The sequence below is a fragment of the Hymenobacter sp. BT559 genome (genome assembly GCF_016427535.1).
Classification (GTDB): domain Bacteria; phylum Bacteroidota; class Bacteroidia; order Cytophagales; family Hymenobacteraceae; genus Hymenobacter.
In genome coordinates this window covers 854,816-869,224 of sequence record NZ_JAELXV010000001.1, presented here as the reverse complement: position 1 = coordinate 869,224, position 14,409 = coordinate 854,816, and the positions used below count along the sequence as shown (strand labels likewise).

The 14,409-nt window shown below is 60.1% G+C and carries 14 protein-coding genes; 5 read left to right on the top strand and 9 right to left on the bottom strand.

Going from position 1 to position 14,409, the window contains the following annotated elements; translation table 11 throughout:
- Positions 1 to 210: 210 nt before the first annotated feature.
- The 9 genes from JAO77_RS03570 to JAO77_RS03530 all read right to left on the bottom strand — a co-directional run bounded on the left by JAO77_RS03570 (position 211) and on the right by JAO77_RS03530 (position 9,311).
- On the bottom strand, positions 211 to 1,068 hold the full coding sequence (locus JAO77_RS03570; RefSeq protein ID WP_198988924.1) for an alpha/beta hydrolase: 858 nt from the start codon (positions 1,066 to 1,068) through the stop codon (positions 211 to 213).
- A gap of 91 nt (positions 1,069 to 1,159) precedes the next feature.
- A complete protein-coding gene (locus JAO77_RS03565) occupies positions 1,160 to 1,534 on the bottom strand; it encodes a hypothetical protein (RefSeq protein WP_198988923.1) in 375 nt (124 codons plus the stop codon).
- A gap of 54 nt (positions 1,535 to 1,588) precedes the next feature.
- Positions 1,589 to 3,232, bottom strand: a complete 1,644-nt coding sequence (locus tag JAO77_RS03560; RefSeq protein ID WP_198988922.1) for a M28 family peptidase — start codon at positions 3,230 to 3,232, stop codon at positions 1,589 to 1,591.
- 147 nt (positions 3,233 to 3,379) lie between these two features.
- Positions 3,380 to 4,240 carry a nuclease A inhibitor family protein gene (locus JAO77_RS24465; protein WP_198988921.1) on the bottom strand — a complete coding sequence of 287 codons (861 nt, stop codon included), beginning with the start codon at positions 4,238 to 4,240 and terminating at the stop codon, positions 3,380 to 3,382.
- 152 nt (positions 4,241 to 4,392) lie between these two features.
- The gene (gene greA / locus JAO77_RS03550; protein WP_198988920.1) at positions 4,393 to 4,866 is read right to left on the bottom strand and encodes a transcription elongation factor GreA; all 474 of its coding nucleotides are present in this window, start codon (positions 4,864 to 4,866) and stop codon (positions 4,393 to 4,395) included.
- A 188-nt stretch (positions 4,867 to 5,054) separates the two neighbouring features.
- Entirely contained in the window at positions 5,055 to 5,996 is a 942-nt protein-coding gene (locus tag JAO77_RS03545; protein WP_198988919.1) for an NAD(P)-dependent oxidoreductase, read from the bottom strand.
- A 106-nt stretch (positions 5,997 to 6,102) separates the two neighbouring features.
- A complete protein-coding gene (locus tag JAO77_RS03540) occupies positions 6,103 to 6,669 on the bottom strand; it encodes a hypothetical protein (RefSeq protein ID WP_198988918.1) in 567 nt (188 codons plus the stop codon).
- 68 nt (positions 6,670 to 6,737) lie between these two features.
- Positions 6,738 to 7,526, bottom strand: coding sequence for a 16S rRNA (adenine(1518)-N(6)/adenine(1519)-N(6))-dimethyltransferase RsmA (rsmA, locus tag JAO77_RS03535; RefSeq protein WP_198988917.1), 789 nt, complete (start codon positions 7,524 to 7,526; stop codon positions 6,738 to 6,740).
- 123 nt (positions 7,527 to 7,649) lie between these two features.
- Entirely contained in the window at positions 7,650 to 9,311 is a 1,662-nt protein-coding gene (locus JAO77_RS03530) for a M1 family metallopeptidase (RefSeq protein ID WP_235998194.1), read from the bottom strand.
- Between the two features lie 139 nt (positions 9,312 to 9,450).
- Here JAO77_RS03530 and JAO77_RS03525 point away from each other — a divergent pair, with 139 nt between their 5' ends.
- The 5 genes from JAO77_RS03525 to rpmF all read left to right on the top strand — a co-directional run bounded on the left by JAO77_RS03525 (position 9,451) and on the right by rpmF (position 14,324).
- Complete coding sequence (locus JAO77_RS03525) at positions 9,451 to 10,908, top strand: leucyl aminopeptidase family protein (RefSeq protein WP_198988916.1); 1,458 nt, start codon at positions 9,451 to 9,453, stop codon at positions 10,906 to 10,908.
- A gap of 160 nt (positions 10,909 to 11,068) precedes the next feature.
- A complete protein-coding gene (locus tag JAO77_RS03520) occupies positions 11,069 to 12,217 on the top strand; it encodes an FAD-dependent monooxygenase (protein WP_198988915.1) in 1,149 nt (382 codons plus the stop codon).
- 117 nt (positions 12,218 to 12,334) lie between these two features.
- On the top strand, positions 12,335 to 13,387 hold the full coding sequence (gene pdxA / locus JAO77_RS03515; protein WP_198988914.1) for a 4-hydroxythreonine-4-phosphate dehydrogenase PdxA: 1,053 nt from the start codon (positions 12,335 to 12,337) through the stop codon (positions 13,385 to 13,387).
- Positions 13,388 to 13,494: 107 nt separating this feature from the next.
- Positions 13,495 to 14,034 (top strand): YceD family protein, encoded by a 540-nt coding sequence (locus tag JAO77_RS03510; RefSeq protein WP_198988913.1) that lies wholly within the window; start codon positions 13,495 to 13,497, stop codon positions 14,032 to 14,034.
- Positions 14,035 to 14,090: 56 nt separating this feature from the next.
- On the top strand, positions 14,091 to 14,324 hold the full coding sequence (gene rpmF, locus JAO77_RS03505; RefSeq protein ID WP_144850195.1) for a 50S ribosomal protein L32: 234 nt from the start codon (positions 14,091 to 14,093) through the stop codon (positions 14,322 to 14,324).
- Positions 14,325 to 14,409: the final 85 nt, after the last annotated feature.

Below are 14,409 nucleotides of genomic sequence, written 5' to 3'. Positions count from 1 at the left end.
GCTAATGATGAGGTTTGTTCGGCCAAGGTATAACTTTTTCACTCCTGTTTCCTAGAGCGGCTGGTAATTCTATCGTCGGCAAGGCACTAAGTAGCTACTGCCTTTCGGGCAAGATGGTTAGCGCATCCGGTTTTCTTAAAAAAGCAACGACACTAGCACACCACGTTGGTACACACTGCGCCGCTGCTTAGGCCTAGCTAGCCCCACCCGCTACCCCTGAGCCGCGGCCGATTTGCCGGCTAAAAAGCGGCTCACGGCTTGCACGTAGCCGTCGCCAAGCTCCTTTTCTGTTAGCTTCTGCATAGCGCCTAGGTGGCCGCAGGGCACGGGCAGCACCTCGCGCCGCTGCTTGTGGCGCGCAGCACGGGCTGTGGCCAGCGAGTCGGCCAGCGAGTCGGCCAGCGGCGTGGCCTGGTCTTCGGTGCCCGCAATGAGGAGCCAGGGGCAGTTGACCCTAGGTGCCACGCGGGCGTAGGTAGCCGCATCGGCAGGAAGGGTAGCGGGGCGCTCGGGGCGCACCCTTTGGTAATGAGCTACCAGCGCCTGCGGGTTAGCTAGGTAGCCATCGGTTATCAGAAAATCACAGCGCGAGGTAGCCGCCACCTTCGCCCCCAGGATAGTACCCATCGAGAAGCCGATGATGCCCACCCGCTGCCGCGGGCTTTGCCGCCGCGCTTCGGCCAGGGCCGTGCCTAGGTCGATGGCAAACTCGGGATAGTAGAGCTGGTTTGGGTTGATGGTAAACGCCGCGCTGTGCCCAAAGCCGCGGTAGTCGAACAGCAGCACGCGGTAGCCCGCGGCGGCTAGCGCCCGCGCCTGGTAGAGGCTGTAGGACATATTGCCCCAGTCGTTGCTGGCCACTACCATCGTCGTGTGCTGGTCGGGCACGCCGGCTACCGGCGCCACTAGCCAGGCTGCGAGCCGCACATGGTCGGGCGTTGTCAGTGTTAGGCTCTGGTAGCGCAGCCCCACCGAGTCGGGGGTGGCTATCCAGTCAGGCATGGGCTTGCTGGCCCAGGTCGAAACGGTTTGCAGAAGTAGCAGCGCCAGGAAGAGTAAGCGAACCATTGGCAGGAAAGTAAAATGCAAAAAAGCCAGCGCGAAAGGCACTGGCTTTTCATAGACTACGGCTGCTGACGCACGTTGCACCTAGGGGGTGCTACTGGCCGGCCGCTGGCTTGAGTCGGGCGCTGGTCACGACGAGCATTTGATAACCTGGCCCCATCGCTGTGCACATTACCGCTTCGCTCGGCTCGGGCTTCCGCACCCGCACATACAGCGTGTGGGTTTTACTTGCCCACCACATGGTATCTAGCTTCAAGGCTGTGTATATCGGCGCATAGGCGGCGGGGCCTAGTAGCTGGGTTATTTTGGCTGCGTCCTTCACATAGATTTGGGCAATACCGCAGTCTCGATTACGGCCCATCGTTTCAACTTCAAACTCGTCGTCGGCCCTTGCCGCATTCGGAGTAACATCGGTGTCTTGCCGGCAGCCGGCCATTGCCAGCGCTACTAATACCACGCATTTTTTCATGGCTGGGAAGCAGGTTATTTACTGACAGATTCCCTAGATAGCAAACGGTTGCAATTACTTCCCAAACCGCACGCCGAAGAAGTCGCCTTTGTTCCAGGTCGGCCGCTTCACGGCCTGGGCTACTTGGTAGCCGATGAGGAAGTTGAGCTGCGCATATTTGGCGCCGGCCGCCCAGTCGAAGGTACCACCCTCAAAATTGTCTTGCGGCTTGTGGTACGTGAGGGCGCGCCACTTCTGCACCGTTTCACTGAGGTTGTTCTGGCCGTCGGCGGTTTTGTTGCCGTACTTGATGTGCAGCGCCGGAATCCCCTGCACCACAAAGCTGTACTGGTCGCTGCGGATGAAGCGGTTTTGGGTCGGCTCCGGGTCGGACTCGATGCTCAAGCTCAAATAATTGGCCGCCCGCGTCACTTCCGTAAGTAGCGACGAGTGGTCGGCCCCTAGGGGCACCACCGCCAGCAGCGGCGCAATGAGCGTAGGCATGTCGGTGTTTACATCGGCCACCAGCGCCCGTTGCGGCACCGTAGGCAGCTTGGCAAAGTAGGCCGAGCCAATTAGGCCCATTTCCTCGCCGGTCATCAGTACAAACAGCACCGAGCGGCGAGGCTTGAGCTTGAGCCCGGCGTAGAGCTTGCTGATTTCGAGCACGCTGGCTACGCCGGTGGCGTTGTCGTGGGCACCGTTGTAGATAGAGTCGCCGTTGATGGCCGCGCCCACGCCTAGGTGGTCGAGGTGGGCGCTGTGCACCACGTACTCGTTTTTGAGGATGGGGTCGGAGCCGGTGATTTTGCCCACCACGTTGTAGCTGTCCACATCTTGGTAGCGGCTACGGTACTGGGCACTCAGGCGGCCCGGCAGAGCCACCGGGGCAGGCTTGCCCCCGCGCAGGGCACGTAGGGCCCGCGTGGTATCGGTGGCGGCACCTACAAAAAACTGCTGCAAAGTAGCCGGGCTAATGGACCCCACTAGTTGCACCGAGCCCGCCGCGTAGCTACGCGACACCACCACTTGCCCATCGGGACCTAGGGCACTCACCACACCCTTCGGAAACTCAGGTAGCTTGGCTTCGGCATGAGCGCCGGCCAGCAGCACGCCCACTGCGCCGTGGCGGGCGGCGGTTTCGAGCACCGTGCGCACGTCGGTGAAATACTGCCGCTCGTTATCGCCAAACTGCTTTGGCGCCTGGCGCGTCACCACGACCACTTTACCCTTAGCATCGAGGCCGGCGTAATCGTCGTACTTGAGCTCGGGCGCCGAGATACCGTAGCCCGCAAACACTAGCGGCGCACTGGTCACACTCACCTTAGGCTGACCGGGGTTGGGGTACACGGTAGCGGCCGGGCCGTAGGCCAGCGGCTGAGTTGCGCCCGTGGCAGGCTGGTAGCTGAGCGTGGCGCCGGGCTCCACGAAGGCGCGGCGCAGGCGCACTTTTTGGGTGTAGCCGCCCTGCTCACCAGCCGGGGCCACGCCATTTTTCTTAAACTGGGCCGCCACGTAGTCCACGGCCATCTGGTAGCCGGGCGTGCCGGGCAGGCGGCCGCGCAGGCGGTCATCGGCCAGGTAGCGCACGTGGGCTTCGAGGTCGGTAGGGCGCACGGTTTGCAGCTGCTCGGCTACGGGCTTAGGCAGCGTGAGGGTTTGGGCGGCGGCTGGTGCAGCGAGTAGGCTAGCTGCTAGCAGATTAAGCCAAATTTTCATGTAAAAGCTTTTTATTTAATTGCTCGCCTGATGCGAAATAGCTCTTCCCGGTTCCTCCCCCAAAAGAAAGGAGTTGACCACGAGCGCACTTCAGGAAAAGTCAGGGTTCCCTCTTTTTGGAGAGGGGCCAGAGTGGAATTTGCTACGCTAGCTTTCCGTCAGCACCGTTTTAAAGCCCGCCAACCGGCCGGCCACGTCGCGGCCCAACGCGTAGGCGTGCACCTGCGTGCCCTCGCCAACGCGATATACCTGCGTGCCATCTAGCTCCTGCTTCATATACAGCTGCAGGGCTTTGTAAAGGTTGGCAATAGTCACACCGGCCTTGCTCGTGTCGGCCGTTTGGTTGCGTAGAAACACGGTCAGCTCCACCTTCTCCACTTTGGCGCCGGCGGGCTCACCTAGGGCCTGCAACAACTGCTCATCAGACAAGTCGCCGGTGGGCGCGGCGTAGCTCACGGCTTCAAGCGGCGCCTCAGATTCGCTGCTGAATACCAGGCCCTCGGTCAGCTTTTGCAGCTGGGCCAGCGTAGCATCGTTAGGGTCAGCGGGGGCGGCGCTAGCGCGGGCGGCCGAAGCATGGGCCGTTGCGGCAGGCGCGGGCAGGCCGCTGCCACCGGGCACCTGGGCCGCAATGGCGGCGGACAGCTCCTGCATCCGCTCGGCGGGCACGGTTATTTTGGGGTTGGCAAAGTTCATATCCGCCACCTTATTCATCGGGATAAGGTGAATGTGGGCGTGCGGCACTTCCAGCCCAATTACGGCCACGCCGATGCGGCGGCAGGGCACAGCGGCCTGCACGCCCTTGGCCACGCGCTGCGCAAACACGTGCAGCGCTGCCAGCGCCTGCGGGGTCAGGTCGAAGATGTAGTCGATTTCCTTTTTGGGGATGACGAGCGTGTGGCCTTCGACCAGCGGTGTGATGTCAAGAAAGGCGAGGTGGTCGGCGTCTTCGGCCACCTTGTAAGCGGGCAGCTCGCCCGAAACGATGCGGGAAAATATAGAAGGCATTTTGGTTGGCTGTTGGCTTATAGCTGTTAGCGGCTAGCTCCCAGCCCATGAAAGATGCTGCTAATAACGACAAAAGGCCGCTGATTCGCTCAGCGGCCTTTTTTGCAGTAAGAGTGCTAATAGCTAACCGCCAAAAGCTAACAGCCCAAAAACTAGCGCCCTACTTCCAGAATCTCGAACTGAAGCTTGCCAGCGGGCACCTCTATTTCGGCTACGTCGCCAGCTGATTTGCCCAGCAAGCCTTTACCGATGGGCGACTTAATAGAAATTTTACCGGCGGCCAAGTTGGCTTCTTCCTCGGCCACCAGCAGGTAGTCGAGCACCATGTTATTTTTGAGGTTTTTCAGCTTCACCTTACTCTGAATGAGCACTTTACTGAAATCCATATTGGTTTCGTCGAGAATGCGGGCGTTGCCCACCACTTCTTCGAGCTTCGATATCTTCAGTTCGAGCAGGCCCTGGGCATCTTTAGCAGCGTCGTACTCGGCGTTCTCACTCAGGTCGCCCTTGTCGCGGGCTTCGCGCAGGTCTTCGGCAGCCTTGGCGCGGCCCCGTATTTTGAGGTCCTGGAGTTCGTCTTTCAGCTTTTGCAGGCCCTCGGCGGTGTAATAATTGATAGTAGCCATAAGTGTTCAGGACTGTTTTCGCGTAGCGGGTGGGTCTGATAAAAAAGAAAGAGAACGGCTAGCACTTGGCTAGCCGTTCTCCCTCGTCGGTCGGACAAAGATAGAGCAAAAAGTTGGTGCTTGGTGCCTAGTGCCTGGTGCCTAGGGTTGCCTGACTCGGTTCAAAGCTTCCACCCAAGCACTAAGTACTAGGCACCAAGTACTATCCTAATCTTCTCTACCAGCACCTCGTTTATGCGCTGGTAGCTCTGGTGCGTCCAGCCGCCGATGTGGGGCGAAAGCACCACGTTGGGGGCCGCGCGCAGGTAGTCGAAGCTGGCCTGCTGGGCGGGCGTGAGGGTGGCAAGCTTTTCGTTGTCGAGCACATCGAGGGCGGCGCCGCGCACCTGGCCGCCTTGCAGACGCGCCACCAGCGCGGCTTGGTCGAGTACTTCGCCGCGGGCCGTATTCAGCACCCAGATGTGGTGCGGAAAAGCCGCCAGAAAGGCCTCATTCACAAACTGGTGGTTGGCCTCGAAGTATGGAATATGAATACTAAGCACCTCGGCGCGGGCCTGCAGCTCGGCCAGCGGCACCAGCTCGGCATTGCCGTCGGTGGTCACGGCCGGGTCGTGGTCGTGGGCTAGCACCGTGCAGCCAAAGCCGCGCAGGCGCTTGGCGAAGGCCCGGCCCATGTGGCCGTAGCCAAGCAGGCCCACGGTTTTGGTACCCAGTTCCTCGCCGCGGTTGGCTTCGCGGTGCCACTCGGCGCGGCGCACCTCAGCATCGGCCGTCACAGTGTGGCGTAGCAGCGCTAGCAGCTGGCCCACTGCAAATTCGCCCACCGCGTCGCGGTTGCCTTCAGGAGCGTTCACGAGCGTTACGCCAGCAGTAGCCAGGGCGTCTTCGTCGATGTTATCGACGCCGGCGCCAGCGCGGGCCACGTAGCGTAGCTGTGGGCCATAGGCCAGTAGTGCAGCCGTAATGCGCATTTTGCTGCGCACCATCAGGCCGGTATAGGGCTTGGCTGCGAGGGCGGTGGGCACGTCGGCCGCGGACAATTTGGGTTGGTAGTCACCCTCGACACCGATGCTGCGTAGCATGGGTAAGAGCGAGGCGTGCATTTCATCTATAATTAGGCAGAGGTTCATGTTCTTGTGTGTGCTGCTACTAGTGCAGGGTGCAGAAGAGATTTGTAGCGGCTTTATGCAACACAAAACTGCCGTCAATCTCTTTTCGGTTTTATAAAAGCTACGCCTACCGCGCCAGGGCGGTGGGCGAGAATTCATCGGCTGCTAGCGGTCGGGCTTGTATGTCGATGGCTTCACTGGTAGCTACTACGTCGCGCCGGGTGTCTACGGTAATGGTACGCAGGGGCAAGGCCCCATCTGTGGCTTGCAACAGCTTAAACCAGCCCGGTGCTGGGCACCGACTAAAATCGGCAGCGTTAACCCGCAACTCGGGTGAATAAAAAACCAGGGTTGCGGTGCCATCTTGCATCAGTTGCAGTATTTGGCAGGAATGCCCTAAAATGGTAGCCGTTGTGGGCAAACACTTGAACGTAATCGCGCTGGCTGGTAGGGTTGCTTTAGGAGCCGGTACTACCTGCCCTTTTTCAAATCGGTAATAATTGTTTGTCGCGCCGAGGTAAAGTTCTTGCAGCTTTTTGTGGCGGTCGTACACTTTCAAGTTGTTGCCCTGCACGTAAAACCAGCTTTTGGGCTTCACGGCAAAATACAACGTCTCGCCTGCGAGCGTTTGGTATTCGTGCTCATACACAATACTTCCGCTAAACTGCGTAGGTGAACTAACCGAACGAGCCATAGCGATTGATAAGCAGAAACACACCGACAAGACCTTAACCATAGGGCAGCAGCTACAACTGCCCCAAGTTATTGCCCAGCCGCCACCAGATTAGTCAGCATTACAAACTCCCCTACCCCCAGCTGCTCGGCGCGCTTGTCAAATATCTCCCCGCTCATGGCCTCGCTCGACAGACCTAGGGGCTTCAATGCATTGCGCAGGGTCTTGCGGCGAGTGGAGAAGGCTTGCTTTACGACTCGGAAGAACAGCTTCTCGTCGCAGTCCAGCTTTTCGGTGGCATTGCGGGTAAGGCGCACCACGGCCGACTCGACCTTGGGCGGCGGAATAAAGACGTGCGGCGGCACCGTAAATAGGTACTCGATGTCGTAGTAGGCCTGCAAGAGCACACTCAGGATGCCGTAGGTTTTGGAGCCGGGCGGCTCGGCCAGGCGCTCGGCCACTTCCTTCTGAATCATGCCCACCACTTCGCGCACCTGCTGCCGATTGGCGAGCACCTGAAAGAATATCTGGCTGCTGATGTTATAAGGAAAGTTGCCGATGATGGCCAGCGGCTGCTCGGGAAACAGCTTGCCTAGGTCCTGCCGCAGAAAGTCGGTGGCATAGATGCGTGGGGCCAGCGCCGGGTAGTGCTGCCCTAGGTAGGCTACTGACTCCTGGTCAATCTCGACCACGCTGGTCTGGTAGGCCGGGTTTTCGAGCAAATACTGCGTGAGCACGCCCATACCAGGGCCGATTTCGAGCACCTCGCGCACGCTATCGGGCAGGCGCAGGCTCTCCACAATGCGGCGGGCTATGTTGGGGTCAGCCAAAAAGTGTTGACCTAGGTGTTTTTTGGGGCGAACGGCAGGTTGGGCCACGGCAAGAATATCAATTAAAAACGGTTGTCATGCTGACGAAGGAAGCATCTTGTCAGGTTAACCTAGCTGGTCACCCTGACAAGATGCTTCCTTCGTCAGCATGACAACCGGGCGACTAGCTAATTAGTCCGTTAGCACGCCCACGTAGTAGTTAAACGTATCGACCTCCACATTGTCTTTGGTGGCGCCCGGCAAGTCGAGTACGGCCCACTTGGTGGTGGGCGTCACGAAGCGGTACTCGCCGCCCTTGGTGCGCACCCGCACGGGCAGGTCGAAGTTGGGCACCGAGGCCACCCAGCGCCCTAGGAGCTGGTTTTTCTCCATGCGCATTTCGAGCACTGGCAATTCGGCGTGCTGGAGGTACTGGGCAAAAACGCGGCTAAAATCTCGGCCCGACTCCTTGTTGATGTAGTCGATAACCTGCTGGCCCGTCACGGTTTGGTGGTAGAAGGTCTTGCTGAGGCCGCGCAGCATATTGCGCCACTTGGTATCGTCGTTGATAGTCGTGCGCACCATGTTGAGCAGGCTAGCGCCCTTGTCGTACATGTCGCCCGAGCCTTCTTTGTTCACGCCGTAGGGGCCGAGGATGGGGCCGTCGTTCTGGATGTTGCGGCGCTGGCCGTGCAGGTACTCCTGCCCCGCCTGCTTGCCGTACTGCGTTTCCACAAATAGGCCCTCGGAGTAGCAGGTGAAGCTTTCGTGCACCCACATATCGGCAATATCCTTGGTCGTGATGTTGTTGCCAAACCACTCGTGCCCGCTTTCGTGGATGATGATAAAGTCAAACTTATCGCCCCAGCCGGTGTTCGAGCGGTCGCGCCCTAGGTAGCCATTTTGGTATTTATTGCCATAAGCCACCGCGCTCTGGTGCTCCATGCCGAGGTGCGGCGTTTCGACCAGCTTGTAGCCATCCTGGTAAAACGGGTACGGCCCAAACCACGCCTCCATGCTCTTGAGCATCGGCTTCACGTTGGCGGCAAACTGCTTTTTGGCCTTCTCCAGGCTCTCAGGCAGCACCCAATAGTCGAGCGTGAGCGGCCCCTTCTCCCCCTGGTACGTGTCAGAAAAGTGCGCGTAATTGGCCACGTTCAGGGCCACGTCGTAGTTGTTGATGGGGTTGCGCACCGCCCAGTCGTAGCGAGTGTAGCCGCCCGCCAGCTTCTTGGTGCCGCGCAGGCGGCCGTTGCTCACGTCCTTAAGGCCGGCCGGCACGGCCACGCTGATGAGCATGCTATCCACCTCGTCGGCCTGCTGGTCTTTGGTGGGCCACCAGATGCTGGCGCCCACGCCCTGGCAGGCGGTAGCTACCCAGGGCTGGCCCTTAGCATCTTGGGCAAACACCACGCCACCATCCCAGGGTGCTTTTTTGGCGATGGTCGGAAAGCCCGAATACTTCACCGTAAACTCGTCGCGAGTGCCTTTCTTGATAGCCTGCGGAAAGGTCACGAACACGGCATTGGCCTCGCGCTTGTAAGGCAGCTCGCGTCCTTTATACAGCACCTTGCCTATCTCCAGATTGGCAAACAGGTCAAATTGCAGCCGCGTAAAATCCTGGGTAGCCGTGAAGCGAAACAGATTGGACCCACTAAGAAATTTGCGGGCTACATCAAGCTTCACGTCGAGGTGGTAGTAGTTGATGTCGTAACAGGTGCGCTCGGCTGGCTGCCCGCCGCGCAGCGAATCGGCGCGGGTAAAAGTGGCCTTGGGCTGCATCAATTGGGCCGAAGCCAGTAGCGACGAGCCGAGCAGCGGCAGCAGTAGCCGTAGAGTTTTCCGAAGAATCATGGGGTGTGTAAAACGGAACCAAAGGTCGGCGAAGCCAGTAGCACTCCGCTTCTCCTATGAGCAAACCTGACGCAAAACGGAGTGCCACTCCGTTTTTACAATACCTTCACGCCAAAGTTACGTTTCTATTTGTTGCTCTATGTCGCTCACGCTCGCCCACGCCGCCACCGCCCCAGCCCAGGCTACCCAGGTGTTTGTGCTTCCCCTAGGTGCTACGGCCCTGCCCGCACCCGCCGCCACCGACCTGCCCGCCGAAGCGCGCGCCTACGTCGATAGTGCCTTAGCCGCCGGCCAGAAGTTTGTTGTGCTCAACCACTTTTCGCACCAGCACTACTTTGTAGTGCTCGAAGAAAAGCGCACCGCCGACCTCACCCTCGAGGCCCTACGCCAAGCTGGCCACCAGCTGTACACGGCGCTGAAGAAAGAAAAAACCGCCGCGGTTTTTATTCAAAATCTCAGCGAAAATCCCGACGCCGCCCGCACGCTAGCCGAGGGCTTGTTCTTGTCGGCCTACCAATTTGCCGGTTACAAGACCGATGAGAAATCGCGGGAAGCCGCGCCCCTCACCACCATAACCTTGGTTGGCGAGGCAGCTACCGAGGCCCAGGTCACGGAGCTGCAGCACTTGCTCGAAGGCGTGGTACTAGCCCGTGACCTCGTCAACGCGCCGCTCAACAAGCTCAATGCCCAGCAGCTGGCCGAGCGCCTGGCCGAAGCGGGTGACGCCGCCGGCTACAGCACTGACATCCTCGACCTCGCCAAAATCGAGAGCTTGCGCATGGGTGGCCTACTTGCCGTCAACCTAGGTTCGCCCGAGCCGCCCACGTTCAGCATCTTGGAGTGGAAGCCCGAAGGTGCTAAGAATGAGCGTCCTTATGTGCTTGTAGGCAAGGGCGTGGTGTACGACACAGGCGGCCTCAGCCTCAAGCCCACGCCCAACAGCATGGACATGATGAAGTGCGATATGGCCGGCGGCGCAGCCGTGGGCGGCGTACTCTACGCCCTGGCTAAGAACAACGTCCCGCTGCACGTCATTGGTCTGGTGCCCGCCACCGACAACCGCCCCGGCGGCCTTGCCTACGTGCCCGGCGACGTACTCACGATGTTCTCGGGCCTCACCGTCGAAGTTAAAAACACCGACGCCGAAGGCCGCCTGCTGCTGGCCGACGCCCTGAGCTTCGCAAAGAAATACAACCCTGAGCTAGTAATTGACCTAGCTACCCTCACCGGCGCCGCCGTGCGGGCCGTGGGCACCGAGGCCGCCGCCGTAATGGGCACCGCCGAGGCTGACACCACTGCTCAATTGTTGGCCGCCGCCCACCACGTGCACGAGCGCTTGGTCGAGTTTCCGCTCTGGGACGACTACGCCGACCACATGAAGTCGGACATCGCCGATTTATCGAACCTAGGCAAAGGCGATGCGGGCCACATCTCGGCCGCTAAGTTCTTAGAGCGCTTCATCGAGGGCACGCCCTGGCTGCACCTCGACATTGCCGGCCCTGCCTTCCTCACCGCCCCCGACTCGTACCGCGGCAAGGGCGGCACCGGCATGGGCGTGCGATTGTTGTATGAGTTCTTGACCAAACGGCTGGCGTAGCATAGGCTCGGCTTATTAAGAAAACTGTCATTATGAGCGAAGCAATCGCACCTGACGAGTGTCCGAGCGGCTCGTCTTGATGCGATTGCTTCGCTTCGCTCATAATGACAGCTTTTCTTACTTCCTTATAGCTATACTACGAACTTATCTTCCTCATCTAATGGCTGACTTCCTCGTCATCGGGGCCGGCATTGGCGGCTTGGCCACGGCCCAGGCATTGCTGCAGTTGGGCCACCGAGTGCGTGTGTACGAGGCTGCCGCCGAGCTGCGCGAAATCGGTGCTGGGGTAGTGCTAGGGGCCAATGCCATGCGGGCCCTCGACGAACTGGGCCTGCACGGGGCCGTGCGGCCGGTGGGCACGCCCCTCACAGCCGTGCGCTTACTCGATGAGCGCGGCCGGGTACTCAATCAGGCTGATACTTCGGGTTTTACCACTCGACTGGGGTACGATAACCTAGGGATACTGCGGGCCGACTTGCAGCGCGAGCTGTTGCAGGCGCTGCCGCCCGGCATAGTGCACCTAGGGCACCGGCTGGCCCGCTTCGAGCAGACGGCCACCCACATCACGGCTTTCTTCGAAAATGGCGAACAAGCCACCGCCGAAGCGCTAGTAGCGGCCGATGGCATCCGCTCGCGGGTGCGGCGGCAGTTACTGCCGGCCAGCCAGCCGCGCTATGCCGGCTACACCTGTTGGCGGGCGGTGGTGCACACCCGCACCCCGGGCCTGCCCACCGCCGGCTCCAGCGAAACCTGGGGCCGCGCCGGGCGCTTTGGGCTGGTGCCGGTAGCCGATGGCCGGCTCTACTGGTTTGCCTGCCTCAACAGCCCCAAGGCCAACAACCCAGTTTTTCGGACTTACTGCGTGGCCGATTTGCAGCGCCATTTTGCCGGTTTTCACCCACCCATTCCGCAGGTGCTCGCGGCCACTACCGACGCCGACCTGCTATGGGGGGACCTCTTCGACCTGGCTCCGCTAGCCAATTTTGCCTTTGGCCGGGTGCTGCTGCTGGGTGATGCCGCCCACGCTACCACGCCCAACCTGGGCCAGGGCGCCGGCATGGCCATCGAGGATGCCGCCGTGCTGGCGCGCTGCCTGCGCCACTCGCCCACCAACCTGCCTGCCGCCTTTCAGGCCTTCGATCAGCAGCGGCGGCCCCGCACCCGCCGCATCGTGGAGCAGTCGCGGCAACTCGGGATGCTGGCGCAGTTTACCCCGCCTTGGCTAGCCCCGCTGCGCAATGCGGCCCTAGCGGCCGTGCCCGACTGGGTTACGGCCCGCCAAATGGCTTGGCTTTATCAGGAACTCTGAGCTACTTAAATAGGCCGGCCAAAGTCAGCCCACCCGACAGCCGCTACTTTTGAAGCTTATCATTGCACGCCAGCAAACCGCTGGCCTGCCTAGGTGCTGCGGCGCCTCTTTTTTTATATGAGCCTCTCCCCTTCTAAATCCTCTCTTCCGCGCCTCGGCTTTTCGGTGGGCGACCTAGCCGGCATTGGCCCCGAGGTTATTTATAAAACCCTGCGCGACGAGCGCTTGCTTCAGCAGTGCACGCCCGTGGTGTACGGTATGGCAACTGCACTCTTCGACGAGTTTCCGGTTGAGCAAGGCGCCGAGCCGCTCACTTTCCGGCAGCTTCGCAATGCCGCCGACATTGCCCCTGGCCGCCTCAATGCCGTGACGTGCTGGGATGAGGACTTTCACCTCACACCCGGCCAGCCCTCGCCCGCCAGTGGCCAGGCTGCCCGTGAGAGCCTGCTGGCCGCCAGCCGCGACCTCAAAGCCGGCCTGCTCGACGCCATCGTGACCGCCCCCATCAGCAAGGAAAACACGCAGTCCGACGACTTCCGCTACCCCGGCCATACCGAGTTTCTGGCTAGCTACTTTGGCGCCGCCGACAGTCTTATGTTCCTAGTCGATGAGGAGCAAGACTTACGTATCGCCACTGCCACCGGCCACATCGCGCTCAAAGACGTGTCGGCGCGCCTCACCGCCGACTTGCTGCGCACGAAGATTCGGTTGCTGCTGCGGTCACTGCAGCACGATTTTGGTATCCAGAAACCTAAAGTGGCCGTGCTTGGCCTCAACCCCCACGCGGGTGAAAATGGCCTCCTAGGGCGCGAAGAAAACGACGTAATAGCGCCCGTCATTCGGCAGTTCGAGCACGATGGCCACCTCGTATTCGGCCCCTACCCCGCCGACGGCTACTTCGGCACCGGGCAATTCCGGCAGTTCGACGCCACCTTGTCCATCTACCACGACCAAGGGCTTATTCCCTTCAAGCTCATGGCGTTCGAGCGCGGCGTTAATTTCACGGCGGGCCTGCCAGTGGTACGCACCTCACCCGACCACGGCACTGCCTATGGCCTAGCGGGCAAATTTGCGGCCGATGCGTCTTCGTTCCGGGCGGCCGTATACCTAGCCTGCGATATAGTGCGCGCCCGACAGCTCGGGGCTGCCGACCCACGCTCGGTGCGCTAAAGCTGCTTTTCGATTAAAAACGGCCTGAGGCTGAACCTATAGCCCTAGGCAGGCTTGATAAAGCCAACAAAAACCCGTACCTTTGCCCCCCGTTAATTCGGCTAACTGTGAAAAACGACCCCCAATTCGACCTGCCTATTGCTAGGCTTTCGCTTAAAACGCATCACTTTGCGTTTGAGCTCGGGCGTGCTTTTTTCGAGCAGTTCGACCCCAAAGGCGAGTTTATTGCCGATGGTAACCTGCACGCTAACGTAACGCTCCATAAAACCGAGCGCCTCATCACCATCGACTCGCACATTACGGGCACCGTACGCCTCACCTGCGACCGTAGCCTTGATGAGTACGACCAGCCCCTCGATATCGACAACCAGCTGCTTGTGCGCTACGGCGACGAGCCTAAGGAGCTTGATGACGACGTGCTGCAAGTGACGCCCGACACGCTGCTGCTCAATATTGCGCAGCACCTCTACGACTATATCGGCCTGGCTTTGCCCATGAAAAAGCTGCATCCGCGCTTTCAGAACGAAGCCGATGACGACCCCGAGGCAGAAACCAAACTCATTTTCTCGACCCGGCCCGCCGACGAGAAGCCCGATGACGACGAGCCCATCGACCCCCGCTGGGCCGCTCTCAAAAACCTGAATTAGGACCCTGTGCTAATTCATCATTCCTAATTCTTAACTCCTAATTTTCTTCCAAGACCATGGCACATCCTAAGCGCCGGACCTCCACTGCCACCCGCGACAAACGCCGTAGCCACCACAAACTGACCCCCAAAGCTGTGACCATCTGCCCCAACACGGGCGAGTTGCACCTGCGCCACAAGGCCTACGTGGTCGATGGTGACCTGTATCACAATGGGCAGCTGGCTATCAAAAACTACACCTCGGTAGCTGCTCCGGCCGCCGCTGGCGACACGGGTTCGGACGAAGAATAGCCGAAAGCGTTGTTATTTCGCGGTACCATCGGGCCGGACTGCTCTAGTTAAGCTTGGCAGTCCGGCCCGGTTTGGTTTCGCACAT